General features: G+C 46.4%; 23 protein-coding genes, 1 tRNA gene and 1 other RNA gene. 3 read left to right on the top strand and 22 right to left on the bottom strand.

Going from position 1 to position 25,248, the window contains the following annotated elements; translation table 11 throughout:
- Nucleotides 1–149 precede the first annotated feature (149 nt).
- Nucleotides 150–1,835 carry a choline dehydrogenase gene (gene betA / locus ACTTK6_RS09090; RefSeq protein ID WP_462833236.1) on the top strand — a complete coding sequence of 562 codons (1,686 nt, stop codon included), beginning with the start codon at nucleotides 150–152 and terminating at the stop codon, nucleotides 1,833–1,835.
- A gap of 100 nt (nucleotides 1,836–1,935) precedes the next feature.
- Nucleotides 1,936–3,144, top strand: a complete 1,209-nt coding sequence (locus ACTTK6_RS09085; RefSeq protein WP_462833235.1) for an iron-containing alcohol dehydrogenase — start codon at nucleotides 1,936–1,938, stop codon at nucleotides 3,142–3,144.
- 69 nt (nucleotides 3,145–3,213) lie between these two features.
- On the opposite strand, the gene ACTTK6_RS09080 is transcribed toward ACTTK6_RS09085, so the two are convergent.
- The 21 genes from ACTTK6_RS09080 to ACTTK6_RS08980 form a co-directional block, all read right to left on the bottom strand.
- Nucleotides 3,214–4,056 (bottom strand): aldo/keto reductase, encoded by an 843-nt coding sequence (locus ACTTK6_RS09080; RefSeq protein WP_079474439.1) that lies wholly within the window; start codon nucleotides 4,054–4,056, stop codon nucleotides 3,214–3,216.
- 219 nt (nucleotides 4,057–4,275) lie between these two features.
- Nucleotides 4,276–5,169, bottom strand: a complete 894-nt coding sequence (locus ACTTK6_RS09075) for an ROK family protein (RefSeq protein WP_462833234.1) — start codon at nucleotides 5,167–5,169, stop codon at nucleotides 4,276–4,278.
- Between the two features lie 17 nt (nucleotides 5,170–5,186).
- Nucleotides 5,187–6,623 carry a glycoside hydrolase family 1 protein gene (locus tag ACTTK6_RS09070; protein WP_462833233.1) on the bottom strand — a complete coding sequence of 479 codons (1,437 nt, stop codon included), beginning with the start codon at nucleotides 6,621–6,623 and terminating at the stop codon, nucleotides 5,187–5,189.
- 27 nt (nucleotides 6,624–6,650) lie between these two features.
- Nucleotides 6,651–7,538 (bottom strand): carbohydrate ABC transporter permease, encoded by an 888-nt coding sequence (locus tag ACTTK6_RS09065; protein ID WP_233133258.1) that lies wholly within the window; start codon nucleotides 7,536–7,538, stop codon nucleotides 6,651–6,653.
- 16 nt (nucleotides 7,539–7,554) lie between these two features.
- Complete coding sequence (locus ACTTK6_RS09060; RefSeq protein WP_462833232.1) at nucleotides 7,555–8,427, bottom strand: carbohydrate ABC transporter permease; 873 nt, start codon at nucleotides 8,425–8,427, stop codon at nucleotides 7,555–7,557.
- Nucleotides 8,428–8,517: 90 nt separating this feature from the next.
- On the bottom strand, nucleotides 8,518–10,065 hold the full coding sequence (locus ACTTK6_RS09055; protein ID WP_462833231.1) for a response regulator transcription factor: 1,548 nt from the start codon (nucleotides 10,063–10,065) through the stop codon (nucleotides 8,518–8,520).
- Nucleotides 10,037–11,857, bottom strand: a complete 1,821-nt coding sequence (locus ACTTK6_RS09050; RefSeq protein WP_462833230.1) for a sensor histidine kinase — start codon at nucleotides 11,855–11,857, stop codon at nucleotides 10,037–10,039. Before ACTTK6_RS09050 ends, ACTTK6_RS09055 begins: the two co-directional genes overlap by 29 nt.
- Before the next feature lie 107 nt (nucleotides 11,858–11,964).
- Nucleotides 11,965–13,245: an ABC transporter substrate-binding protein gene (locus tag ACTTK6_RS09045; RefSeq protein WP_079474445.1), complete on the bottom strand. Its 1,281-nt coding sequence runs from the start codon at nucleotides 13,243–13,245 to the stop codon at nucleotides 11,965–11,967.
- Nucleotides 13,246–13,423: 178 nt separating this feature from the next.
- Nucleotides 13,424–13,654, bottom strand: a complete 231-nt coding sequence (locus tag ACTTK6_RS09040) for a YaaL family protein (RefSeq protein ID WP_079474446.1) — start codon at nucleotides 13,652–13,654, stop codon at nucleotides 13,424–13,426.
- 10 nt (nucleotides 13,655–13,664) lie between these two features.
- Entirely contained in the window at nucleotides 13,665–14,261 is a 597-nt protein-coding gene (recR, locus tag ACTTK6_RS09035; protein WP_079474447.1) for a recombination mediator RecR, read from the bottom strand.
- A gap of 11 nt (nucleotides 14,262–14,272) precedes the next feature.
- Nucleotides 14,273–14,584 (bottom strand): YbaB/EbfC family nucleoid-associated protein, encoded by a 312-nt coding sequence (locus ACTTK6_RS09030; protein ID WP_022792923.1) that lies wholly within the window; start codon nucleotides 14,582–14,584, stop codon nucleotides 14,273–14,275.
- A gap of 19 nt (nucleotides 14,585–14,603) precedes the next feature.
- Nucleotides 14,604–16,355 (bottom strand): DNA polymerase III subunit gamma/tau, encoded by a 1,752-nt coding sequence (gene dnaX, locus ACTTK6_RS09025; protein WP_462833229.1) that lies wholly within the window; start codon nucleotides 16,353–16,355, stop codon nucleotides 14,604–14,606.
- Between the two features lie 152 nt (nucleotides 16,356–16,507).
- An RNA gene (ffs, locus tag ACTTK6_RS09020) (signal recognition particle sRNA large type) lies at nucleotides 16,508–16,773 on the bottom strand.
- A gap of 86 nt (nucleotides 16,774–16,859) precedes the next feature.
- Complete coding sequence (locus ACTTK6_RS09015; RefSeq protein WP_079474449.1) at nucleotides 16,860–17,030, bottom strand: YycC family protein; 171 nt, start codon at nucleotides 17,028–17,030, stop codon at nucleotides 16,860–16,862.
- Between the two features lie 86 nt (nucleotides 17,031–17,116).
- Nucleotides 17,117–17,602, bottom strand: coding sequence for a tRNA adenosine(34) deaminase TadA (tadA, locus tag ACTTK6_RS09010; RefSeq protein ID WP_371862277.1), 486 nt, complete (start codon nucleotides 17,600–17,602; stop codon nucleotides 17,117–17,119).
- 83 nt (nucleotides 17,603–17,685) lie between these two features.
- Nucleotides 17,686–17,778 (bottom strand) — tRNA-Ser (locus ACTTK6_RS09005).
- A gap of 125 nt (nucleotides 17,779–17,903) precedes the next feature.
- Nucleotides 17,904–18,836 (bottom strand): ABC transporter ATP-binding protein, encoded by a 933-nt coding sequence (locus tag ACTTK6_RS09000; protein WP_079474451.1) that lies wholly within the window; start codon nucleotides 18,834–18,836, stop codon nucleotides 17,904–17,906.
- 2 nt (nucleotides 18,837–18,838) lie between these two features.
- The gene (locus tag ACTTK6_RS08995) at nucleotides 18,839–19,891 is read right to left on the bottom strand and encodes an ABC transporter ATP-binding protein (RefSeq protein ID WP_094908182.1); all 1,053 of its coding nucleotides are present in this window, start codon (nucleotides 19,889–19,891) and stop codon (nucleotides 18,839–18,841) included.
- An 18-nt stretch (nucleotides 19,892–19,909) separates the two neighbouring features.
- Nucleotides 19,910–21,067: an oligopeptide ABC transporter permease gene (gene opp3C, locus ACTTK6_RS08990; protein WP_079474453.1), complete on the bottom strand. Its 1,158-nt coding sequence runs from the start codon at nucleotides 21,065–21,067 to the stop codon at nucleotides 19,910–19,912.
- A 5-nt stretch (nucleotides 21,068–21,072) separates the two neighbouring features.
- Nucleotides 21,073–21,999 carry an oligopeptide ABC transporter permease gene (opp3b, locus tag ACTTK6_RS08985; RefSeq protein ID WP_079474454.1) on the bottom strand — a complete coding sequence of 309 codons (927 nt, stop codon included), beginning with the start codon at nucleotides 21,997–21,999 and terminating at the stop codon, nucleotides 21,073–21,075.
- A gap of 140 nt (nucleotides 22,000–22,139) precedes the next feature.
- Entirely contained in the window at nucleotides 22,140–23,840 is a 1,701-nt protein-coding gene (locus ACTTK6_RS08980) for a peptide ABC transporter substrate-binding protein (RefSeq protein WP_079474455.1), read from the bottom strand.
- Between the two features lie 271 nt (nucleotides 23,841–24,111).
- Between ACTTK6_RS08980 and ACTTK6_RS08975 the strand changes: the two genes are divergently transcribed.
- A complete protein-coding gene (locus ACTTK6_RS08975) occupies nucleotides 24,112–24,483 on the top strand; it encodes a DUF3899 domain-containing protein (RefSeq protein WP_079474456.1) in 372 nt (123 codons plus the stop codon).
- 53 nt (nucleotides 24,484–24,536) lie between these two features.
- Here ACTTK6_RS08975 and ACTTK6_RS08970 read toward each other — a convergent pair whose 3' ends face one another.
- Entirely contained in the window at nucleotides 24,537–24,992 is a 456-nt protein-coding gene (locus tag ACTTK6_RS08970; RefSeq protein ID WP_079474457.1) for an Lrp/AsnC family transcriptional regulator, read from the bottom strand.
- Between the last annotated feature and the right edge of the window lie 256 nt (nucleotides 24,993–25,248).

The following is a 25,248-nucleotide window of genomic DNA, read 5'->3' as shown; positions in this document are numbered from 1 at the left end:
CACAAACTCCCTAAATAATCTCTCGTTTTTTCCGTTGAGTAAGTGTCATTTTATTAATAACTCTCTACGAAATAACATAGTTGGAGCAAAAGTTATTATATAGCTTCACACACATCGTTACACAAAGAAAATCTTTGGGGGTGCACAATATGAGTGAAACATTTGATTATGTAATTATTGGTGGAGGCAGTGCAGGATCTATACTTGCGAACCGGTTAAGCGCCGATAAAAATAATAGCGTGCTTGTACTAGAAGCAGGGCGAAGTGACTATGCTTGGGACTTACTGATTCAGATGCCGGCGGCACTGCCGTTTCCAGCAGGAAAGAGTCTCTATGACTGGAAGTATCTGTCTGATCCGGAACCATACATGAACGGTCGCCGCATTAAGCATGCGCGAGGAAAAGTACTCGGCGGATCTAGCTCTATTAATGGAATGATTTACCAGCGCGGAAATCCCCTCGATTATGAACGATGGGGGGCAGATGAAGGTATGGATGAGTGGAGCTACGCGCACTGTCTTCCATATTTCAAGCGGTTGGAAAACACGCTAGCGGCTGAAAAAGATGACGAATTCCGCGGGCAGGAAGGTCCGCTAAAGCTGGAACGGGGGCCAGCAACGAGTCCGTTGTTCCAAGCGTTTTTTGAGTCAGCTGTAGAAGCAGGCTATACGCGCACACCGGACGTGAACGGTTACCGTCAGGAAGGATTCGGACCGTTTGACAAGCATATCCATAAAGGCAGAAGAATGTCTGCTTCCCGTGCATTTTTACACCCGGTTATGAATCGGAAAAACCTTACTATAAGAACCCGTGCGTTTGTTGAAAGCATAGATTTTAACGGGACAAAGGCAGAAAGTGTAACATATCAACACAATGGCAAAAAGCTGAAGGTGAATGCAGGAGAGGTCATTCTTTCCGGTGGCGCGATCAATTCTCCGCAGATGCTTCAGCTTTCCGGAGTCGGAGACGCAGAACACCTTCGTTCGCTTGGAATCGAGCCGGTAGCTGACCTGCCGGGTGTCGGTGAAAATCTGCAAGACCATTTGGAAGCATATATTCAGTATTCCTGCCCACAGCCGGTTTCCATGCAGCCAAGCTTGAATAAGTTGAAAATGCCTTGGATAGGTCTGCAGTGGCTTCTTGGCCGTAAAGGTCCCGCAGCGTCGAATCATTTTGAAGGAGGAGGATTTGTCCGCTCTAACGAAACTGTTCCTTATCCGAATTTAATGTTCCACTTTCTCCCAGTAGCAGTACGCTATGACGGCAAGAAAGCAGATACGAAGCACGGATTCCAAGTGCACGTTGGGCCAATGTATTCTGATGCACGAGGAAGCTTGAAGATCCGCTCCAGGGATCCAAAGGAGCATCCAAGCATGGTGTACAACTATCTTTCCACGGAACAGGATAGACGCGAGTGGGTTGAAGCGATCCGTATTTCCCGTGAAATCATGGCACAACCAGCCATGAAACCATTTAATTCCGGAGAGATTGCTCCAGGGGACGCTGTACAGACAGACGAAGAAATTCTGGAATGGGTTGCCAATGATGCCGAAACGGCGCTGCACCCGAGCGGTACTGCGAAAATGGGACCTGCTTCAGACCCAATGGCAGTTGTTGATCCGAAGACGATGAAAGTGCATGGAGTCGAAAATCTTCGCGTAGTAGATGCATCCGTCATGCCTTATGTGACGAACGGAAACATCCATGCACCAGTACTCATGATCGCTGAAAAAGCAGCGGATCTAATTCTTGAGCAACAGCCGCTCGAACCGATGAATACAAAATTTTATCGTCACGGTGTTGATCCGTCGGATGCAGGGACAATTAAGTCCTAAAATAAAATATAAAAAGGATTCTTTTTATCCAGCGCAGCTTTTTGTAAAAGCCCTTGCTTTGGAAAAAAGGATTTTTTCATTCATTAAGGAGGTTTTTCCCATGAGCATGAATATGAAAGTCGAAAGCATGTTAAGCTATCATACATTTGAAGTACCCACGGCAATCAAACACGGCATCGGTGCCATTAAACATATTGGGGAAGAAATCAAAGCCTTCGGCTCTGACAAAGTACTGCTCGTCACAGACCCGGGCATCCATAATGCAGGTGTAACAAAGCCTGTCATCAAAAATCTTGAAGCATCTGGTGTAGAGATCGTTCTCTTCAACAAAGTAGAGCCAAACCCTCCCGTACGCCTGATTGAAGAAGGATCCAAATTTTACACAGCAGAAAACTGCAACGGCCTGGTCGCTGTTGGCGGCGGAAGCTCGATGGACACTGCAAAGGCTATCGGTGTTGAAGCTACCCACGAAGGCTCGATTCTCGATTACGAAGCTGCCGAGGGCAAAAAACCGCTCGAGCGCCGCATTCCTCCATTCATCACCGTACCAACAACAGCAGGCACCGGCTCTGAAGTAACCCAGTGGGCGGTAATCACAGACGAAGACCGCGAATTTAAATTTAACACCGGCGGACCGCTCATTCCGGCATACGTCACTATTATCGATCCGGAGCTGCATGTTTCCATGCCTCCGCATGTAACTGCAATGACCGGTATTGATGCGATAGCTCACGCGGTTGAATGCTATACAATGAAATTCGCCCAGCCTGTCACAGACGCAGTAGCGCTGCTTGCAATTGAGTACGCTGCAAAATATATCCGCCGTGCCTACGCCGACGGCGAAGACCTTGAAGCCCGTTACGGCATGGCCCAGGCAGCAATGCTTGCAGGGCTTTCCTACGGCAGTGAATCTGCAGGTGCTGCTCATGCCATGAGCCAGACACTTGGCGGTATCATTCCAGTAGCCCACGGCCAGTGCGTAGCAGCTATGATGGGGCCGGTCATGGAATACAACTGGAAAGGTGCACCCGAGCGTTTTGCACGTGTTGCCCAGGCCTTTGGCATCGACACGGCCCGGATGAGCACTGAAGAAGCAGCTAAAGCTTCTGTTCAGTATATATATGACCTCGCAGAAGAGCTCGATATTCCTTCTCTCGAAGCACAGGGCGTAAATCCTGACATGACCGAGCGTCTTGCCAAAGAAGCAATGAACGATCCGCAGACAGAAGGCAACCCTCGCGACTTAAACGTATCCGACTATGAATGGATCTACAAGCGCTGCTTCCACCAGGTGCCAAAAACCGTTTAATTCTATTCTTACGCAAAAGCCGGAAAGAGGCAGATCCTCTTCCCGGCTTTTTTACTCTATGACGTGGATTTAAAACTCTTCGTACACCGCCGGGTCCTGATCGTTTGTACGTCCGTCCGGGCGGGTTAGTGATGCAAGCAATTCCATTTCCTGCTCATCGAGCGAAAAGGAAAAGATCGAAAGGTTTTCAATCTGCCGGCGGGGGGACATTGATTTTGGTATCGGTACCGTACCCAATTGGTAATGCCAGCGAAGAATAATTTGAGAGACTGTTTTATTATGATTATTTGCTATTTTACGGATCGTTTCATCCTGCAGCACATCACTGGCCTTTGCCAGTGGACTCCAGGATTCGGTTTGAATATCATGCTTTTCATGCCATTTTCTTGACTCTTCCTGATTAAAATATGGGTGAAGCTCAATCTGGTTAATGCTTGGCTTCACGCCCGTTTCTTTTTCAAGGTGCTCCAGGTGCTCTGGCAAAAAGTTGCATACTCCAATGGAACGGACAAGCCCCCATTTTTTCGCCTCAATCAGCGCCTGCCACGCTTCAACGTAATGTCCCTGCTTCGGGTTGGGCCAATGGATCAAATACAGGTCGTAATAATCCAGCCCCGCGCGGTACAATGACTCCTGAATCGCTGGTACAGCTTTTTCATACTCCTGGTAACGCCCGGGCAGCTTGGATGTGATCCTAAGCTCCTGTCTCGGAACAGAGCTTCGCCGCACAGCTTCTCCTACGGTCCCTTCATTTTCATAGTTGTAGGCCGTATCGAGCAGGCGATATCCTGCATGGATCGCCCGGTCTACAGCGTTGGCTCCTTCATTTCCATTTAACGCGTATGTTCCAAATCCGATAGCCGGAAGCGTCAGGCCATCATTCAGGCGGATCTCCGGAATAGAGTTGCTCATCAGTTACTCATCCTTTCCATAGCAGCTTGAAATATGGTTATGCTTTTACCCGGTACTTATTTTCCCTTTTTGGAATAGTTAATAACCTAAACTCCTGTTTATCAAATACACTAAAAAGCCGGATAGAGAATAAACCCTTCCCCGGCTCTTCAATTTATTTTAATATTATACAGTTGCTTTTGCCGAACATCCGACATTTTATACTAAGGAGTTTTTCAGCTACTCTTTTTTCATTTCCTCTAGCCGACCATGGTAAACTGCTCCGAGAAGATTGGAATGCTGCCGGAATTTAAAAGCCGCGATAGCGGGCTTGATTTTTCCCAATGGCAGGGATGCCATAATCACATCCAATTTTTCATTCACTTTTGTAATGAGGTCTTCACGTGCGCTTATGCCGCCACCAATAGTAATTAATTCCGGATCATACATATACTGCAGGTTGTAAATCCCAGCCGCTACATAATAATAAAACTTTTCTACAGCCTCAACCGCCTCCTGATCGTGTTCATCTGCAAGCCGAAAGATATCTTCTCCCGTATAGTCTTCAGAATTTTTCTGTTTAGCATTCGCAAAACGGCGCACTAAGGCCTGTGTCGAGGCCAGCCCGCTCCACGTCTGGTTAAACCCCGGCTCCTCTGTATTTAACAGCATGTAGCCAAACTCGCCTCCATGTAGATGGTTTCCCCGGTGCAGCACCCCGTCCTTAATAATCGCCCCGCCAATACCTGTACCGATAACTACCGACAGCATATTCCGGGCCTCGGACCCTGCTCCTTTCCACACTTCCGCATATGCTGCACAATTCGCATCGTTTTCCATATATACCGGCAGCTGTACTCGTTTCTGCAGCAGGTTTTTTATGTTCGGACCATGTAAATAGGGAAGAGCGCTGGATCCCTGCACCACCCCTTCTTCGGTTACTGCCCCAGGCGAGCTCATCGTGACTGCCTTTACGGGAAATAATTTTTCTGAGAGCCTTCCCACTGTTTCCACTAAATCATCGATACTAACGGGGCTTTTGGTTTTTTCTTTTAATTGAATCGTGCCCTCCTCTGTGATTAAAGCATACTTCATAAAGGTTCCGCCCAGATCCACCGCCAGATACGTATTCATTTTATCCCCCGTTCTTTTTATTTGTAAGGTTCTTCTTCCACCTTAAGTTTACGGGTTTTAATTACATCCTGGAACCAATAGGCAGACTTTTTCATGGTTCGGTCCCGATTGTTATCCAGGTCGATGGAAACGAGGCCGTACCGGTTTTTAAACGCGTTCATTGGAGAGACATTGTCCGAAAAGGCCCACAGCATATATCCCCGGCAGTTCACGCCTTCGTTGACGGCCGCCAGCAGCCACGATAAATGCTCGGTAATAAACGCAATCCGGTAATCATCCTGAATAATGCCTTCCTCATTTTTGAATCGCTGTTCGTTTTCGACCCCCATCCCGTTTTCCGCAATAAACCATTCGATGTTTCCATACTCTTCTTTCATGCGGATCGCCATGTCATACATAATACGGGGAAAGATTTCCCACCCGCGGTAAGGATTCATCTTTTTCCCGGGGAGGTCGAAGGGGTCGTAATAGTACCTTGGATGAAACGGGACCTGCTCGTTCCACCCGGACGTCCGTGCCTGCACGCGGTGGGGAAAATACAAATTTAGTCCGACGTAGTCCACGGTATAGCTGCGGATCGTATCCAAGTCTTCCTCGGCCGCTGTAAAGGCAATATCGTGCTTGTGCATCAGTTCATACAACTCTTCCGGATATTCCCCTTTGATTGTCGGATCCAGAAACATCCGGTTAAAAAACAGGTCATGCTTGTGCGCCGCTTCCTGATCATGAGGCGCTGTCGACCGGGCATAGGTGACTTCCGGATTGAGGATGACACCGATTTTCGCTCCGGTGCGCTCCGCGAGCTGTTTTTCCCGGAACAATTTCACGACACGGGCGGTGGCAAGCGTTTTATGAAAGTTCCATTGCATCCATTTTTGAGTGTTTTGTTCAAACGGATAACGAATCGCATCCAAATACATGCGGGTCTGCGGCACGATGGGCTCATTAAACGTCAGCCAGTGTTTGACCCGGTCGCCGAGTCGGTTCATCACTTTCTCCGCGTATTTTTCAAACAACCGAACGACATGCTTGGATTCCCATCCGCCGTACCGTTCAAACAGCTCGGCCGGAATCTCGTAATGCTCAAGGCAGATCATCGGCTCCACGCCCTGGGCGATTAATTCGTCCACCATGTCTTCCACGTAGGAAGCATATTCTTCATCGACGATGGCGTTTTCATAATCGGTTAAAAACCGGGACCAGTTCACCGAGGTACGAAAATGCGTCAGGCCGATGGTTTTCATGTAGCTGATATCCTCTTTGTACCGATTCCGGAAATCCGTGGCTATGGCTGGCCCGTAGCCGTCATGCCAGACATGCCGATGGTTTTTATACCAAAGGTCCATGTAGGAATCCTGGCTTTCCTTCTTCCCGGACCAGCCCTCCGACTGCCAGGCCGACAGCGCGGCCCCAAGCATAAAATTTTTAGGAATAGTTACTGTATGAGTAGACATATTTTCAGCTCCTTCATATTCAAAATATCAGCCTTTTACAGCTCCCTGTGTCATGCCTTCAACAATTTGCTTTTCCATGAGCAGATAAAAAATGATTGTAGGGACCAGCACAAGAGTTAATCCCGCCATCTGAGCCGGATAGTTTGTTGTGTAGGCGCCTGCAAAGTTTGCCAGGCCGAGCGGCAGTGTCTGAAGCGCTTCGTCGCTGATAAGCACCAGGGCAAAGGCAAACTCGTTCCAGTTGTTAATAAAGTTGATGATAACTGCCGTAGCAATCGCCGGCCTTGTCATTGGCAGAATAATGGACCAAAAGATACGAAATACCCCGCATCCGTCCATAATCGCTGATTCCTCCATTTCCTTCGGAAAAGAACTCATAAAGCTGGTAAGTAAAAATACTGTGATAGGAAGGTTAAACGCCACGTACGGGAAGATCAGTGCCCAATACGTATTCAAAATCCCTAAATTCTGCATAAGAATATACATTGGCACAAGAGTGGCATGGATTGGAATCAAAAGGCCGATCACGAGAAATCCATAAATGAACTTTTTCCCCCGGAACTCAAACCTGGATAAAAAGTACGCCGCAAGCGCGCCCGAAAAAATAGAAATTAACACAGCTGCCGCTCCAACCAGTACGCTGTTAAAGAAGAAAGTGCCGATATTTGCCGTGACCCACGCATCCTGAAAGTTTTCAAACACCCACTGAGCCGGGAGGCCGAACGGGTTTAATGAAAAATCCTGGCTCGTTTTGAAAGCATTCATAATCATCCAGAAGATAGGGTACGCATTCACGATTGTAAATAAAATTAAAATGATATATACGAGCGTCCTACGGAGCTTTCGTTTTGTTTTTGCCACGGCGTCCCGGTCGACGGCAGTCATTTCTCTTGGCTCTGCTTTATTTCCCATCATATTTTTTCTCCTTTCCTTATGCTCTCTTAACACCCATTACTTTTGTTGTGATTAAAATCAGGATCAGGCTGAATACGAGAATTAAAATCGAAAGCGCGCTTCCATACCCGTAGCTCAGGCCTTCAAATGTTTCACTGTACATATAGGTGGCCATTACTTCTGTGGAATGCGCGGGGCCGCCCTGGGTCATAACATAAATCAAATCAAATGTTTTTAAGCTGCCGCTTATGCACAAAACAATCGCGACCAAAATGACGTTTCGGATGGAAGGGAGCGTAATGTGTAAGATCTTGTGCCACTCCCCGGCCCCGTCAAGCTCTGCTGCTTCAAGCAGTTCCTTCGGAATCGTCTGGAGGGCGGAAAGGAAAATAATAAAGTACAGGCCAACAAACTGCCAAACTATCGTAATTAAAATAGCAAATATGGCGGAATCCGGGTCGCCGAGCCAGTTCTGCTGGAGAAAACCAAGTCCTGTAGTCTCCAGTAAATTGTTAAGAAGCCCCTGCTCTGAGTTGTAGATCATCCTCCATGTAATAGAGATTACAACAGTCGAGATAACCACTGGAAGAAAACCGATCGTGCGGAAGAACTTCGCTCCTTTAATTTTCCGGTTTAATAACAGAGCCAATCCCAGACCAATCGGAATTTGTCCAAGCACAGAGGCAAGTACCACCAAAATGTTATTACGCAGTGACAGCCAGAACGTCGAATCCTGAAAGGCAGTAACGTAATTTTCTATTCCGACAAAGTTCATAGCAGAAAACCCGTCCCAGGCCATAAAGGAATAGTAGAAAGAAATAAAAATCGGAATAATGCCAAACACCATATAAATAATCAATGGCAGCACTAAACCTAAACCAATTTTCCATGGACTTCTGAGCAAGTGCATTTTTTCACTCCTTTTAGAAAACGCTTACATTTAGATTATAAAAGGAGCTGCCGAGACAAAAAATCGACTTTTTTAACATAACATCCACATTTATTGAGTATTTGTTGTATTCATGGCGCGGTATTGCGTAGGGGTCGTTCCTTTATATTTTTTGAATACCTTCACAAAGTATTTGTATTCGCTGTAGCCGACATACTCGGCGATCTCAAATACCCGGTTTGACGTAGTCACCAACAGCTCTGAAGCTTTTTCGATACGCAGGGTATTTAAATAATCTGAAAAGCTCAGCCCCGTTTCCTGTTTGAATAATATACTGAAATAATTAGGAGTAATGAAATGGGTTTCCGCGATCGCTTTTGCCTGTAAATCATGCTGATAGTTGTGTTTCATGTAATAAAGCACCTGATCAATGATCCAATTGGTTTCCTTCCTGTTTGATAAAGCCCCGGCCATGCGAAGCATATCCTCCATGAAGAAGCTTTGAATATCTTCGGGCGTATTGTAAATACGCGTATCAACGTCCTGTTGAAGCTTAAACTCGTTGATATCAAATGTTCGTTCCTGGACTTGGGAAAACACTTTATTCTTTATTACTACTTCAAGCTCCCTCATTATACGGAAGACTGGATCAACGGCTGTATCTTTTTCGATTAGTTCATCAAATACTTCCTGTACCAGCTCTTTTGCTTCTGCCGCCTGCCCTCCCATAATACAAACGGCCAGCTGGTCTTTGAAGGCTTTTGAGGCAGAAAAAGAAGCTTCCTGAAGCTCATCATTCCCTCCCACTGTAACGCCCTTAGTGGTTCCTCTGATAAGGGTTAAAAGTGTGTCTGCTTGTTCATAAAGCACTCGTATGTCTTGAAAGGAGCCGGGGGCGGATAACGCTGCCTGCATTTTTATCCCTTTTGCTTCGACCTGCTTTTGAAGTTTTTCGAGGTGATCCTCTGTTACTGACAGGCTTGAGTCATCCCCGCAGCATACATATATCCATTCGTTCTCATGCTTCCATATACGGATGAACTGCTGGCTCCATACCGCAATTTTTTCTTCAATCATTGCCATCAAATGTTCTTTCTGCCCTTCCTGCTCTATTTTTTCCTTCCCACGGGCATATTCTTTTATTTCTGCGACCACTACGCAGCAGCTTTTATAGTGCTTCTCCCATCGATTAATTTCTTCAGTCGTAATATAATGACGAAATAACTGTTTTTGTATCGTAAGCTTTAGTTGCTCCCGAAGATCACTATAATTATTCTCAGAGAAACTTTTTTTATGCTGAAGACGTTTTACAATAGACAGCAGCTCTTCAATATCGATCGGCTTCAGTAAAAAGTCGTTTACCCCCAGCCGCAGAGCCTGTCTGGCATATTCAAATTCGTCATAGCCACTGAACATAATCACTTCCACATACGGATGAAGCGCTGTCAATTCTTCCGTTAAAGCAAGACCGTCCATGTTAGGCATGGTAATGTCCGTAAGAACTATATCTATTTTATGCTTGTTCAATATCTCCAATGCCTGCAGGCCATCATAGGCTATTCCTTTTACTTCTACATCAATGCTTTCCCAGTCGATCGTTTGCGAAAGCCCTTCACAAATCATAGGTTCATCATCCACGATCAATATTTTCGTTGCCATTTGTCTCCCCCTCCTCTTTGTTGAGGTGTGATTCATTATTTTTTTCTTTCAGAATAGGAAAACGGATCTGAATATGCGTTCCTTCTGCCGCCGGCACTATATTCAGACCAAATCTCTCCCCGTAAGTATTGGCAATGCGTTTCTCAATATTTTGCAGAGCAAACCCTTGTCGTGACTCAGGCGCGCTGCTTTTTAATTCTTTAATATCCTCCGCTTCAATACCGACTCCATTGTCTATAACATCTATAATCAGCGCTTCTTCAAGCTGGTAAGCGCGAACCTTAATATGAATTGTCTGCTTCTTTGCCCCCATTCCATGCTCGATGCTGTTTTCAATTAAGGGCTGCACGATCATTTTCATCACCGGCACGTGCTCCAATCCTGTCTCTACAAACAACGAGTAGTGAAGCTTTGCCCCCATCCTTCTTTTTTGAAGCTCCAGATAACTTTTCGCACTTACTAATTCCTCTTCAAGGCCCACCCAGGTGTTGCCTTTACTTAACGTGTGCCGAAAAATCCGGGAAAGGTCTTCGATGCTTTTACCGGTATTTGGAGCTTTCTCTAGCCTCGCTGACCATCGAATCATATCCAGGGTATTATATAGAAAATGCGGATTGATCTGGCTCTGCATCGCCTTCAGCTCTGATTCCTTTGTTTTAAGCTCCAGCTTGTACTTCGTATTGATCAGTGACTGAATTTCCTGCACCATCCGGTTAAAGCGTCTGCTTAATGTTCCGATTTCATCCTTGGAAGCGGCTTCGACCCGGGCCGTAAAATCACCTTTTTCCACTCTTCGAATTTCTCGTGTTAATGCCCCGATCGGTTTCAACACGAACATGAAAAAACCTATAATGACAAGAATACTTAAAATAATGGTGCCAATGATAATTCCGGCAGTAATGTGACGTACGTTAGAAAGCTCTGTTGCTATATACGATTCTTTCACCATGGAAACAAGATATAAATCTTCGAGCTGCTTGGAAGAAACATAATAATCTTCACCGTTGTAGCTGTATTTGAAGGGCTCTTCCTGTTCATTTTTTATGCGCCGCATAAGAGTTTGGTCGGAAAAAGAACGCCCAGCGGTTTCTTTGTCTGCATGAAGCATTAACGTTCCATCTTCCCTCAACACAAATAAGTCGCTGGACTCATTTTCCAGGTCACTCATCAAGTAATCATACAATTGCTGCTCATTTAAGTGGATGCGTACCTCTCCTATCGAGTTGGTGAAATCATATCGGCTGTTAATCTGGCGAAACAGGCTGATCACTTTTTTCTCTTCAGTCGGAAAACCTGTCTGCACTTCATAAGGATCTGTCCACAGGACCTGTCCCTCCCGCTCTCTCGAAGCCGTGATCCACTTTTTATTTTCGTTTTCTATATAGTCCCCCATCATAATGGAACGTCCATTCTCTCCTTCAATAAACACGGACTGGAAGTAGTTTTTATTTGTTAAATGAAAGGTAAAAAATGCACGCAGATTTTCATTCATGTTGCTGAATTCTTCTACTGTGGCCTCCCCGTCTTCAAAGGTCAAATATTGATAAAATTCGTTATTATATATAATATATTCCGAGATATCCTCAATCTCTCTCATCGTATTATTTAAATCAGCTTCAATAGAGGAAAGGTTTTGGTTGGACGTTTCAAGCGCCTGCTGGCGGAGGATATTGTTGGATTGGTAAAAAAAGATGGCACTCACGGCTAAAATAGGGAGCGTAGCCAGACAGAGAAATATGATGGTTGATTTTGTTTTGAGGCTCCAGTCCTTTATTGGAAGCTTTTTACGCACTACACCGCCCTCCTTTCCTGGAACAAAAAGAAGGATAAACCTGAAATCCGGTCATCCTCCTTTTATTTAGTATATATGAAATCATGTTTGATAACAGAACGGCTTAATTATTCTACTTCGTCTTGCAGGGCTTCCCCAATTTCTTCCGGAGTCGTTTCTCCAAGGGTTAAAGCCTGCAGCTGGTTTTCAAGCTCATCATTTAAGCTCGGCGTAAGAGTGGCGTCATACACTGGCGCATTTTCGGCTTCCTGCGTAATTTCCATCATTTCATTTACTAGCGGATCTAGTTCATCATTTGGATTTTCCACATTCGTTGGCACAATCCGGCCCACTGATTGAAGTTCTTTAAACAATTCTTCGTTGTAGAGCCATTTTAAGAATTCTTTGGCTGCTTCTTTTTTCTCGTCAGAGATATCACTGTTAATCGCGCTTGCGCTTCCCATAGTATTTGAGATGCTGTTACGATCGCCTAAAGGAATAGTAGTAATGCCGATATCCTGATCTTCCTGTTTATTTTCGATAATTTCAGTAGCCGCCCAGTTACCGTCCATTACCATGGCGGACTCCTCCTGTAGAAACTGGTCTATCATCTGTATACTGTCAATCGTATTCAAATCGTTATTAAAAGCTTCCATGTTGTTCAATTCTTCGATGACTTCAAGGCCCTGAATAAACTCAGGATCAGTAAATTTTCTATCTCCATTTTCCACGCCCTCCAGGAAGTCAGGACCGGTAAATCGATCCGCTATTGTGGAAATGTAGACTGACTGCAAAACCCATCCTCCTGAATTCCCAAGAGAAATTGGAGTTACATCTTCTTCTTTCAAATCTTTGATAAGCTGCAGAAATCCTTCATAATCTTCAGGAAAGCTGTCATATCCGGCCTTACTCAGCATGTCCTTGTTGTAATATATAAAATGCGTCGGGTTACTATTCACCGGTACTGCGTATGTGTTGTCTTCTATTGTAAATTCATCAAAAGATCCTTCTTCCAGCAAACCACTGTCAAGCCAGTAATCTTCAATATCATCGATTGGCTCTACCGCTCCGGCTTCTACAAGCGGGCGCAGTTCTGCCCCTGGCCATACTTGGAATACATCCGGCAGATCTCCGCCGGCAGCCCTCGTATTTAACCTTGTACGATAATCATCATTGGGCGTTGTATTCACATCCAGCTGGATATCCTCATGTTCATCGTTGAATTTGTTTACTACCTCCATAAATGCTTCGAAGTCCGGACGGCCTGTGTCTGCCGATTTCCAGTAACTGAGTGTTACGACGTCGTCATCTCCTCCGCTGCCACTGTCATTACCGCAGGCAGCGAGCCCCCCAAGAGCCAGTACTCCGGCCAGTGAAGCCGCCACAGGCTTTTTCCATGTTCTCCCCATGATGTATCCCCCTCATTAATGTAATCGCTTTCAAAAGCAATCGTATCACGAGGGTTTCAATGAAGTAATACAATAAAATTTGAATAATATCTACTTTCTTAATCTGAGATTTTAGTATTATGTAAAAAAACCGCTCCAGGCTCCGGCAGTGCCAAAAGCCTGAAACGACTTTACTGTATTATTCCAAAGCAAACGGACTTGTTTTTACTTCATACCTCTGATGCCTTGCTTCTTTGAGTAAAAAAACATATTTGGCCTGATGAATTTTGAACTGGATCGTAAGCTCTTCCGAAGGCTCCACGCTTTTATTTAAAAGCCGCTGGTACTGTTCCATTTTTTCCTTCGCAGCGTAAATATGGTCCTTCAGCCGTTCGAGCTCCTTTTTTTTCAGCTTTTTTTTCAGTGGCATACAAATCCCCTTACAGTTCGCGACGTCCTTCAATGGCTTTTGATAATGTTACTTCATCAGCGTATTCCAAATCCCCGCCGATCGGCAGACCATGAGCAATTCTTGTTACCTTCATGCCGGTCGGCTTTAGCAGCTTCGAAATATACATAGCTGTAGCTTCCCCCTCAATGGTTGGGTTCGTCGCAATGATCACTTCCTGGATCTGTTCATCCTGGAGCCGGGTTAACAGGTCGGGCACGTTAATATCCTCCGGCCCAATGCCGTCCATAGGGGAAATCGCCCCGTGCAGCACGTGATACAGCCCTGAAAATTCCCGCATTTTTTCCATGGCTATGACGTCTTTAACGTCCTGTACCACGCACACGACAGAGCGGTCACGCTGCTTGTCCTGGCAGATATAACATGGGTCCGTGTCGGTAATGTGGTGGCAGACCGAGCAATACGTAAGCTCCCGCTTTGCGTTAACAAGCGCTTTGGCAAACTCAAGCACATCGTCTTCTTTCATATCTAATACATAAAAAGCCAACCGGCCGGCCGTTTTTGGGCCGATGCCGGGCAGCTTCATAAAACTGTCAATTAATTGCGAAATAGGTGTCGGATACTGCACCTGATCTCCTCCTAGAACATTCCGGGAATGTTCATTCCTTTAGTAAATTTCCCCATGTCCTGCTCAACAAGCTCATCCACTTTCTTCAGCGCTTCATTCATTGCTGCAAGCATGAGATCCTGGAGCATTTCGACATCATCTGGATCAACCACATCTTCATCAATTTCAATGTCTAAAATCTGTTTGTCGCCGGAAGCTACTACCTTTACAGCTCCGCCGCCAGCCGTTGCTTCTACTGATTTTTCCTTCAGCTCTTCCTGAGCCTTCTGCATATCCTTCTGCATTTTCTGCATCTGTTTCATCATATTTGCCTGGTTTTTCATTTTAATTTCCTCCTCATATTTAGTGATCCACCACTTCGACAAACTCAGAGCCGAAGCGCCTCACTGCTTCTTCCACCAGTGGGTCCGGCGGTTCTTCCTGTGAATTTTCCGGTGCTTCCGGCGCTTCACTTTCTGCTGCCTCTGTGCCATTTTCCTGCTGGTGCTGTTTGTACTCTTCCTTAATCCTTTCCCATTCATTTGAAAGGATCGTATACGGCTCCAGTTCTTTCCCCGTGATTTCCCGCAGGGCATCAATAACTTCTTCCCGGAACTTTGTTTCAATCATATTGCGGTGCATTTCGTTTTTAAAAGACAAGAGCACGGCCGTTTCGTTGACAATCACCGGTTTGGAGTTGTTCAGCCAGGCGTGGCCGGGCACACTTTTTGCTCGCATTGCATTCATGACGCTGTTCCATTGATTGGCAAGGTCCTGCAGCTCCTGCTTCGTCGCTGTTTTTAGGATTTCTTTGACTTTACCCTGGGAAGGGGAAGAAGTAGCTCCTTTTTTGGAAGCACGCTTAGCCGGTTCAGGCTTGGGCTCTTCCGCCGCCGGCGGGGCCTGCTCAGGAGCCGCAGGCGCCGCCGGTTTCTCTTTCAGGGCTTTTTCAAGCGATGCGATGCGGTTTTCCAGGCGGGCCGTTCTGTCATCGGAAGCCCCGCTTTCCGATACTGGAGCAGCCTCCTTGGCCGACGTGTGGCAGGACTGAATCAAAGCAACCTCCAAAAAGATTTTAGGATGGCTTGACCAGCGCATGTCCTGGTGAATTTTATTTAACTGATCAATCCTCTGGTAAATCCATTCTGCCGGCACCTCCGAGGAAAGGGCTTCAAATTCCTGGTCAAGCGTGGCCCGGTCCAATAGCTCCTGCATGCCCGGAGCTGCCTGGTTCAGCAGCATATCCCGGAGATAATAGATGATGTCCTCCATAAAACGGACCGGATCTTTGCCTTCCTTCACCAGACGATCTGCAGCCTGCACTGCTTCAGCTGTATTCTGTTCTTTCAATGCACGTACGGTGTCTGTTAAAAACTGCTGCGACACCGCGCCGGTGATTGCCAGCACGTCTTCTGCACGAACCGCTTCTTCAGCAAACGACATTGCCTGGTCAAGCAGGCTGAGGGCATCTCTCATGCCGCCTTCAGCCGCCCGGGCAATCAGGTAAAGCGCCTGTTCTTCCGCTGTTTCCTGCTGCTCCCCGAGTATATATTTCATGCGTTCCACCAGGGTTTCCGGCTGGATACGCTTAAAATCAAAACGCTGGCAGCGGGAAACAATCGTGAGCGGAATCTTATGCGGTTCCGTCGTCGCTAAAATAAAAACAGCATGCTTTGGAGGTTCTTCCAATGTTTTAAGCAGCGCATTGAAAGCCCCAGTCGACAGCATGTGAACTTCATCGATAATATACACTTTATAACGGATATCCCTCGGAGCGGCAATCACGTTTTCGCGGATATAACGAATTTCATCCACACCGTTGTTGGAGGCGGCATCAATTTCTATCACGTCAACGACTGAACCGTCCATAATGCCCGTGCAGGCGTCGCACTCATTACATGGTTCAGCTGTTGGAGCCTGCGCGCAGTTGATCGCTTTGGCGAAGATCTTAGCGGCGCTCGTTTTTCCTGTCCCTCTCGGCCCGCTGAATAAGTAAGCATGGGAGAATTTTTCCTGCACAAGGGCATTCTGAAGCGTTTTTGTAATATGTTCCTGGCCGACTACGTCTTCAAGCAGCTGCGGCCGCCACATCCGGTATAAAGCTTGATGGCCCAACCATGTTTCCCCCCTTCATTTCCGTTTCTTTCTTTATTCATTATACCTATTTATGAAGCTATTTTCAAAACTCAAACGCCGGGAGCTCGTACTTGAATATAAAAATAAAACGACCCCTGAGACGGAATCGTTTGAATGATATGTTTATAGAGCCGTGCACCTTTCTTCGACAATACTTTCATAAGCGTTACCTGCGCAGTTTGCTCGGCCCAGGCAGCTCTGCGGCACACGGAAGAGTCCGCTTACTGCTGCTTCCTTCCGGACCTGACAGGGTTCGCGGGTTTCCGTTGCGCAGAACCTGGGCGTCAACACCACTTACGCAGGGCAGACCCTACAAAAATAAAGCCTCGGAAAGGGATTCGGTCTTGCTATAGCGGATTGCAAGTACAGGGCACCGCTACCTCCCCACTTAGCACGGCAAATGGGTTCACTATATTTAGGCACTTCTTATCGAAGCGCATAATAAGTATATCTATTTTTTCAGTATTATGCAACCGATGAGGTTCAATCGGCAGACATAGATTTGTGCGGGCTTTTACCTGCTTCTTTTTCTTCCCACTCAGCGATTTTTTCTTTAATCAGATGAGGCGGCGTATGCATAATTTGTTCAGCCGGGACATTCAGCTTTTCAGACAACTTCTGTGCCGTTTCCACGGTAAATTGATTTGAACGCACTGGAAAACCCCCTGTTTATTCAATAATCCTGTTAAATATAGCACGGTACGCTTCTATATTCCAAATAGAATTAAACGACTGTAGAGCTATTCCCCGTTTTCTTTCTTTCTATTCTTTTTCTGATCTCTCATTTGGCGGAAAAATGAAATGAGGAGATCAGCACAAGCGGATCTTTCAACTTCAGCAGTAACGTCACAGCGATGATTAAAGCGCTCCTCCTGAAGAAGGTTCATCAACGTCCCGGCACAGCCTGCCTTTGGGTCATGTGCTCCAAAAACAACGGAGGGCACCCGGGCCTGCACAATAGCTCCCGCGCACATCGGACAGGGCTCAAGCGTGACGTAAAGTGTGCATTCTTCAAGCCGCCAGCTGTTTAAAAACGTACAGGCTTCCTGGATGGCAATCATCTCAGCATGAGCGGACGCCTGCTGATCTTCCTCCCGACGATTTCTTCCCCGCCCGATCACTTCATTTTGATAAACAATGACCGCGCCAATTGGCACTTCTCCTGCTGCTTCTGCTTGTTTTGCTTCCCGGATGGCTTCCTGCATCCAATATGTATGTAGATCCATTGCCATCTGCCCTCTTTTCCCTCGTAACGGATAGTGGCGTTAAAAAAAACTGCCGTCTGGGGCAGTTATCGCTGGTAAATTAATGGCGGAGGAGGAGGGATTCGAACCCCCGCGGGCCGCAAAGCCCCTGGCGGTTTTCAAGACCGCTCCCTTCAGCCAGACTTGGGTACTCCTCCGTGCTGAAAAATATGTAGCTTGGTGACTGACAACGATAATCATAGCACAGCCCTACCCGTTGATCAACCCATATTGAAAGAAAAATTCCCCGTTCCTTGATGAGTTTGGGAACGGGGACTTCCGTTTATACCGGAGCCTGCTGCTGCATCTCCTCAAATTCCTGGCTTGTGCACAGCACGTAATGATCCTTTGATACTTCCCGAAATTCAGGCTCTTCGCTCTGGTCATGATCTTCCGGGTTATAAGCCAGCCGGCGTCTCGTGCGTTCGTGGACCGGGTCAGGCTGGGGAATCGCAGATAAAAGTGATTTCGTATATGGATGCAGCGGATTTTTGTAAAGCTCTTCACTCGAAGCAAGCTCTACAAGACGGCCAAAATACATTACGCCAATACGGTCGCTGATATATTTCACCATAGATAGGTCATGAGCAATAAACAAATACGTTAACTCTTCTTCCCGCTGGAGCTTTTTCATTAAGTTGACGACCTGGGCCTGAATCGACACGTCGAGAGCTGAAATCGGCTCATCAGCGATAATAAATTCCGGCTTCACAGCCAGGGCACGTGCAATCCCGATCCGCTGGCGCTGGCCTCCGCTGAATTCGTGCGGGTAGCGCTCTGCGTGCTCCCGGCTTAGCCCGACCGTCTCCAACAGTTCATATACGCGCTGGCGACGCTCTTCTTTATCCTTTGCCAGGCCGTGAATATCGATGCCCTCCGCAATAATATCAATGACCTTCATCCGCGGGTTCAGCGATGAATATGGATCCTGGAAAATCATCTGCATCTGGCGGTTAAACTTCTTCAGCTCTTTCTTGGATTTCTTGCCCTGAACGTTTTCTCCCTTGAACAAAACCTCGCCGCTTGTCGCTTCGTACAGGCGGATAATCGAGCGTCCAGTCGTTGACTTTCCGCAGCCCGACTCTCCTACCAGCCCGAACGTTTCCCCTTTGTATATATCAAAATTCAAGCCGTCTACTGCCCGTACGACACTTTTTCTACCTGTTTTAAAGTGCTGACTCAGGTTTTTGATTTCCAATAATTTCTCATCACTCATATCTACTTTCCTGCCTCCCATTTCCCGTTCATCTCATCAATGCGCTGCTGTACTGAGGCGGGTGGTTGTACATCCGGTGAGTTTTCATGCAGCAGCCATGTCGCTGCATAGTGCGTGTCGGATACCTGAAACATTGGCGGCTGCTCTTCGTAATCAATTTTTAACGCGTACCGGTTCCGGGGGGCGAAAGCATCGCCCTTTGGCGGATGAAGCAGATCCGGCGGCGTTCCCGGGATGGCAAATAATTCTTCCTCCCGCTGGTCCACCGTCGGCATGGAACCAAGGAGGCCCCAGGTGTAAGGATGCTTCGGGTTGTAAAAAAGCTCGTCCACAGAGCCGATTTCTACAATCTTACCGGCATACATGACCGCGACCCGGTCCGCTACATTTGCCACAACGCCCAGGTCGTGCGTAATGAAAATAATCGAGGTTTCAAATTCCTCCTGAATATCTTTCATAATATCCAGAATCTGCGCCTGGATTGTTACGTCAAGCGCTGTTGTCGGCTCATCTGCAATCAATACTTTCGGGTCGCAGGCGAGCGCGATGGCAATGACCACCCGTTGGCGCATGCCCCCCGAAAACTGGTGCGGGTACTGATTCATTCTTGCCTCTGCATCGGGGATGCGCACCAGCTCCAGAAGCCGTACTGCTTCCTTTTTCGCTTCCTCTTTATTCATGCCCCGGTGCATCCGCAGCCCTTCCATCACCTGCGTTCCTACTTTCATCGTCGGATTGAGGGAGGTCATCGGATCCTGAAAAATCATCGCAAAATCCTTGCCGCGGTATTTAGTCATCTGCTTATCGCTCAGCTTGGCAAAATCCTCATTCCCGTATAGAATATTGCCATTTTTAATATACCCTTTCGGTGCCGGAAGCAGGCCCATCAGCGCCTTTGTCGTTACCGATTTGCCCGATCCGGACTCGCCTACGATTGCCAGGGTTTCCCCTTTTCCAACTGAAAAGCTGACGTCTCTTACAGCCTGCACTTCGCCGTTTGGCGTTTTAAAGGAAACACTTAAATTTTTTACATCTAAAATGGTTTCGTTACTCATGTTCGTTCCTCCCACATTCTAATCGCGCATCTTCGGATCAAACGCATCACGCATACCGTCAGCCAGAATGTTAAAGGCAATCATTAACACTGACAGCACAACGGCCGGGAATATTAATACGTGCGGGGTTGTCTGCAGGGCATCAAAGCCGTTATCAATCAGCACCCCGAGCGAAGCGTTCGGAGGCTGCAGCCCCAGACCAATAAAGCTCAGAAAAGCTTCAAAGAAAATCGCATTTGGAATCGTAAACATCGTGTTAATGATAATTAAGCCCATAGTATTCGGTACAAGGTGCTTAGTGATTACTTTTGAATTTGACAGTCCAAGCGTTTGGGAAGCCAGCACAAATTCTTCGTTTTTCAGCTTTAAGATTTCTCCCCGGACAATACGCGACATACCGATCCAGCCAGTAATCGCAATCGCAAGCGATATGGAGAGAATCCCCGGGTCAAGGACAACAATCATAAGAATTAAAATGACAAGGTTCGGTATACCGGAAAGTATTTCTAACAGACGCTGTAAAATGTTATCCGTTTTACCGCCAAAGAAGCCGGAAATACCGCCGTAGGCGACACCGATAAATAAGTCAAGCAGCGTGGCAATGAGAGCAATGAAAAGGGAAACTCTCGTGCCGTCCCACGTTCTTGTCCACTGGTCTCTTCCCAGCCGGTCCGTTCCGAACCAAAAGTTGGTTTCTTCTACTCCGGCTGCCGCGTAACTGTCCACGTTGACCTGCACCTGGGCAGAGCCTACAGAGCCATCGCCTTCGCTTAACGTTTCATATTGAACATAATCTTCGTTGCCGAACCGGCTTTCTGCGTTTGTTTGGGCCTGCTCCGCTGTAATATTTTCAAAAACATATGTTTCCTGGCCGTCCATACCCAGCCAGCCGATATTTTCAAGCACAGGAACTTTTGGCGGTAAATTTGACCGTGATAAGTCCTGCTCTCTCGGCGTATATTCATTCATCATCGGGCCAAAGATAGCAAAAAACACAATAAGTAATAATGCTATTAAAGAAATCATCGCTGCCACGTTTTTACGCAGCGCCCGGAAGGCATCCTGCCAAAACGTCCGGCTCGGACGGTTAATTTGCTCCATGTCCTCTTCCCGTACATCAGCTGGAGAGAATAGTTCTTTGTCGTATTTTCTTTCTTTCTCGTTTTCGTGCTGCATAACTTCTACTTCCCTCCATCCAGGCGGATTCTCGGATCAATGATGCCATAAAGAATATCGATGATTAGAATAATCAGAACAAATAAGAAGCTGAAAAACAGGGTCGTTCCCATGATCATTGGGTAATCGTTCGTCGTTACGGCGGTGACAAACTGCTCCCCGATCCCCGGTACTGCAAAGATCTGTTCGATAACAAGAGTTCCTGTTAAAAGACTTACTGCAAGCGGCCCCAGAATCGTAATCAAAGGAATCAGGGCATTGCGCAGTCCGTGCTTGAAAATAACTGCTGTCCAGCCGACGCCTTTAGCTCTTGCTGTAGTGATATAATCTTTGTTTAATACCTCCAGCATTTCTGTACGCATAAACCTCGCGCAAATAGCCATCGGAAATATAAGTAGCGCAATTGTCGGCATTATTGTATGAGCGAACGTTCCCCAAGTAGCAACCGGGAACAACTGCCACTGCACGCCCAGAAAATATTGGAGCAGCCCCGCAAAAATAAAGGACGGAATCGAAGTCCCGATAACCGCAAGCAGCGTAGAGCCAAAGTCTAAAATACCGTTATGAAAAATAGCCGCGACTAGCCCTAAAAGAGCTCCTAAAATCGAGCCAATGAAAAGCGCTTGAATGCCCAGCTGTAGAGAAGGGCCGATCCGGTTTCCAAGGATTTCGGTTACTTCCCGATTGTCAAACTGAAAGGAGATACCAAGGTTTCCCTGCACAAGCCCCAGCATATAGTCCACATACTGAAGCGGCACCGGTTTATCCAGGCCGTACTGTTCCAGCACAATCTGCTGTTGGGATTCTGACAAACGATCAGCCGAGCTCAAAGGCGTGCCGGGCATCAATTTCATTAAAAAGAATGTAACACTGGCGATAATAAATAAAGTAATCGCCATGTATACGATTCTGGTGGCAATATAACGTGCCATACATTTTTCCTCCTTGTAAATGTCGTGGTGTTAGTCATGTTGTGAATCCTTTAAGTTTAGGAAACAAGGGAAAAGAGAGCATAAGCCAATTATTATGGATATACTCTCTTGCCCCCTGAAAATATTATTTTATTTAGTTTTTATTCCTCTGTAGCATCTTCGTTGACGTAAGCCCACTTGTATTCAAAATCAGGCCCCGCAGCGTTAACGATAACTCCCTGCAGTTCCGGGTTCCAGAGATAAGCCTGGGCTTCCTGGTACATTGGAGCAATTACTGCGTCTTCTTCAATCAGAAGCTTTTCTGCTTCGAGGAAGTTGTCCCAACGCTCCTGCGGCTGGTCAGCTAACTCGTTGTTTGCTTCTTCAATCAAGGAATCGTATTCTTCACTGGAATAACCAGTGTGGTTATTGCCGCTATCTGTAACAAACAGGTTCATGAATGTGTTCGGGTCCACATAGTCAGGACCCCAGCCGGACATTAACAGGTCATAATCCATGTTAGTGTCACGATCGAGACGCTCCTGAAACGGCACCTGCTGCACGTTCACAGTTAACCCGTCCAGAGTGCCCTCTAACTGTTCCTTGAGATATGCACTAATGTTTTGAGCTGATTCAGTATCACCTGTGAGGTAACCTAGCTCTGCGCTATCGGCGCCAATTTCTTCAAGACCCTGCTCCCAAAGCTCCTGCGCCTGCTCTTTGTCAGTTGCTGAGAGGTTGCCGTTTACTTCGCGGAAATCTTCTTCTCCTTCAGGACTGAAAACGAAGTTACCCGGCATCAGGCCGCCCAGAGGCATGGAGCCGTTGTTTAAGATAGTATTTGTTAAGTCTTCTTTGTTCACGGCCATCTGGATGGCTTTACGAGTATTTTCGTTCGCAAGAATTTCATTTTCCTGGTTCATTTTAACGTACCAGGAAGTTGGCTGTTCTACTGCACGGTAGTCTTGGTTCGTGCTGTACTCATCCACAAATTCCGCAGTCAGCTCTGTGCGGTCCAATTCACCGGTTTCGTACAGGTTCGTGCCTGTGGAAGGTTCTTTGACTACCTGTACGTTGATTTCCTCCAGCTGTACAGTATCTGCATCCCAATAGTCTTCATTTTTCACGAATGCCATGCTGTCACCGGTGTTCCATTCTTCCATTGTAAATGGTCCGTTTGTGAGCATATTATCAGGGTTCAAGGCATAATCATCACCCTGCTCTTCCACAAACTCTTCATTTAGAGGATAGAATGTCGGGAATGTTGTCAGAGATTCGAAATATGGCGTCTGTTTTTCAAGAGAAACTTCCAGTGTATGTTCATCTACAGCTTCCACTCCAAGTTCACTCGGCTCCATTTCGCCTTCGCTGATGGCAGTAGCGTTTTCAATGACGCCCCCCATCATATAAGGTCCGTACTCAGAAGCTGTCTCCGGATCTACCGCCCGCTGCCAGGAATAAACGAAATCCTCGGCTGTTACAGGGTCTCCGTTTGTCCAAGTAGAATCTTCCCGAAGATTAAACGTCCAAGTCGTTCCGTCTTCACTTATTTCCGGGTCGCCTGTAGCAACGCCGTCAGTAATTTCCGCATTCTCGCCAAGACGGTAAAGTCCTTCATAAATTTCCCCCGACCATTGGATGCCGAACTGGTCTGTAGTAAGTGAAGGGTCCATGGAAGGAATATCGCCCGACTGCGAGATGTTGATAACCTGCTCGCCGCTTGCCTGGCCTTCGCCGCCTCCATCACCACCGCCGTTGCCGCCGTCTCCGCCGGACTCTCCGCCCCCGCCGCCGGAACACGCTGCAAGTACTGTACTCGAGATTAATGCAGAAGCTAATACTGTCAATTTTGTCTTTTTCATAAGATATGTTGACCTCCCCAAAACTTTTATGTCTTTATTGTGTAAAATTTCTGTTTTCTCTGCATTCACAAAGTATACAAGATTTTGCGAATATTTTCATTAATTTTTTAATTTTTTGCGAAAATGAAAATTTATTCGTTTTGTCTATACGAAAAGCACTAATGTTTTTGTACACAGGGCAATTATTCGTAAATAAAATGATTCGTTCAGCGACGGCCTGCATTTATGCTATAATGATGGGCGTTATAAATATCCTGAAGGAGTTCCGCATATGCATTGGAAACTGAATCTCTCCGTATTCACCGCTAATTTAATAATTGCCGGCCTGCTGTTTTTCATTTTTTCTCCGGCATTCGGGCTGCTGAATGTGATTAATTATGTGTTTTATGTAGGGCTGTTTTATCTAATCGTTTTCATTGCAGCTTTTGTAATGCGCGGAGGATTTTTCGATGCTATTACTCACAGCTTTCGAAAAGTAGCTCATCGGCTCGCCCCCTCCAGGCCTTCAACTCAGGGCTGGGAACAACGGCTTCCGCCTTCTGAGGTCATCGAGACCTCTTTTTTCCGTGTTCTTTTCATTCAGACTGCGGCGCTGATTGCCCTGGATCTTTTACTGCTGGTTCTGTACTACACAGCAAATTAAATGCTCCCGGCTTTACCCGCGCTCGTGGTACCACCACCTTTAATGTTGGTCCGTTAAGGAGTTAAATAAGAAAAGGAATCCTTGTACTGCTTTAACTCAACGTTCACGTCAGCGTTCAAAATTCCATCAATTTGCGCTAAATCCCTGTTAACAAAATTCACTAAATCCTCGTTATTTCGAAAATAAGCCTGTAAAATTAAATCGTGGTTGCCGGAGAAAGCACCGACAAACCGCACTTCGGAAAAACGCTGCAGCTTACTCGCAATTTCGTCCTGCATTCCAAGCTTTGTGCTTAGCCCGATAATCGTCTGCACATCAAGGCCAATTTTATTTGGATTGGTATGTATGATAAATTCAAAGACGTTATAGCGGAGCATTTTGTTAATTCTTGAACGGACAGTCCCCTCACTCACTCCCAGGCAACGGGCGATTTCACTGTAGGATTCCTTGCCGTTTGCCTGCAGATACCCAAGTATCGACATATCTACTTGATCTAATGAAACGCTCATTGGCATCCCTTCTCTTTGTCTCATTCTCACCTTGATGACCGTGTATTCGTTATTACGAATTACCGAGATAAAACAATTAACATTAGTAATTTCGTAACAATTACCGGGGTGGATTAACGTAATTATAAGTAATTGTTCTTATTATTGCAATATTCGTGAAAGATTTTTATGAATTTTTTTGTAAGATTATATAACGATGTTATGATTCGAAAACAGGCCAAATATACTTTTCATACTACAATGTCAGCGCTTTCAT

It is taken from the genome of Marinococcus salis (assembly GCF_054971365.1).
The sequence above is the reverse complement of the archived record's forward strand: the minus strand, read 5'-3'. Positions and strand labels throughout refer to the sequence as shown.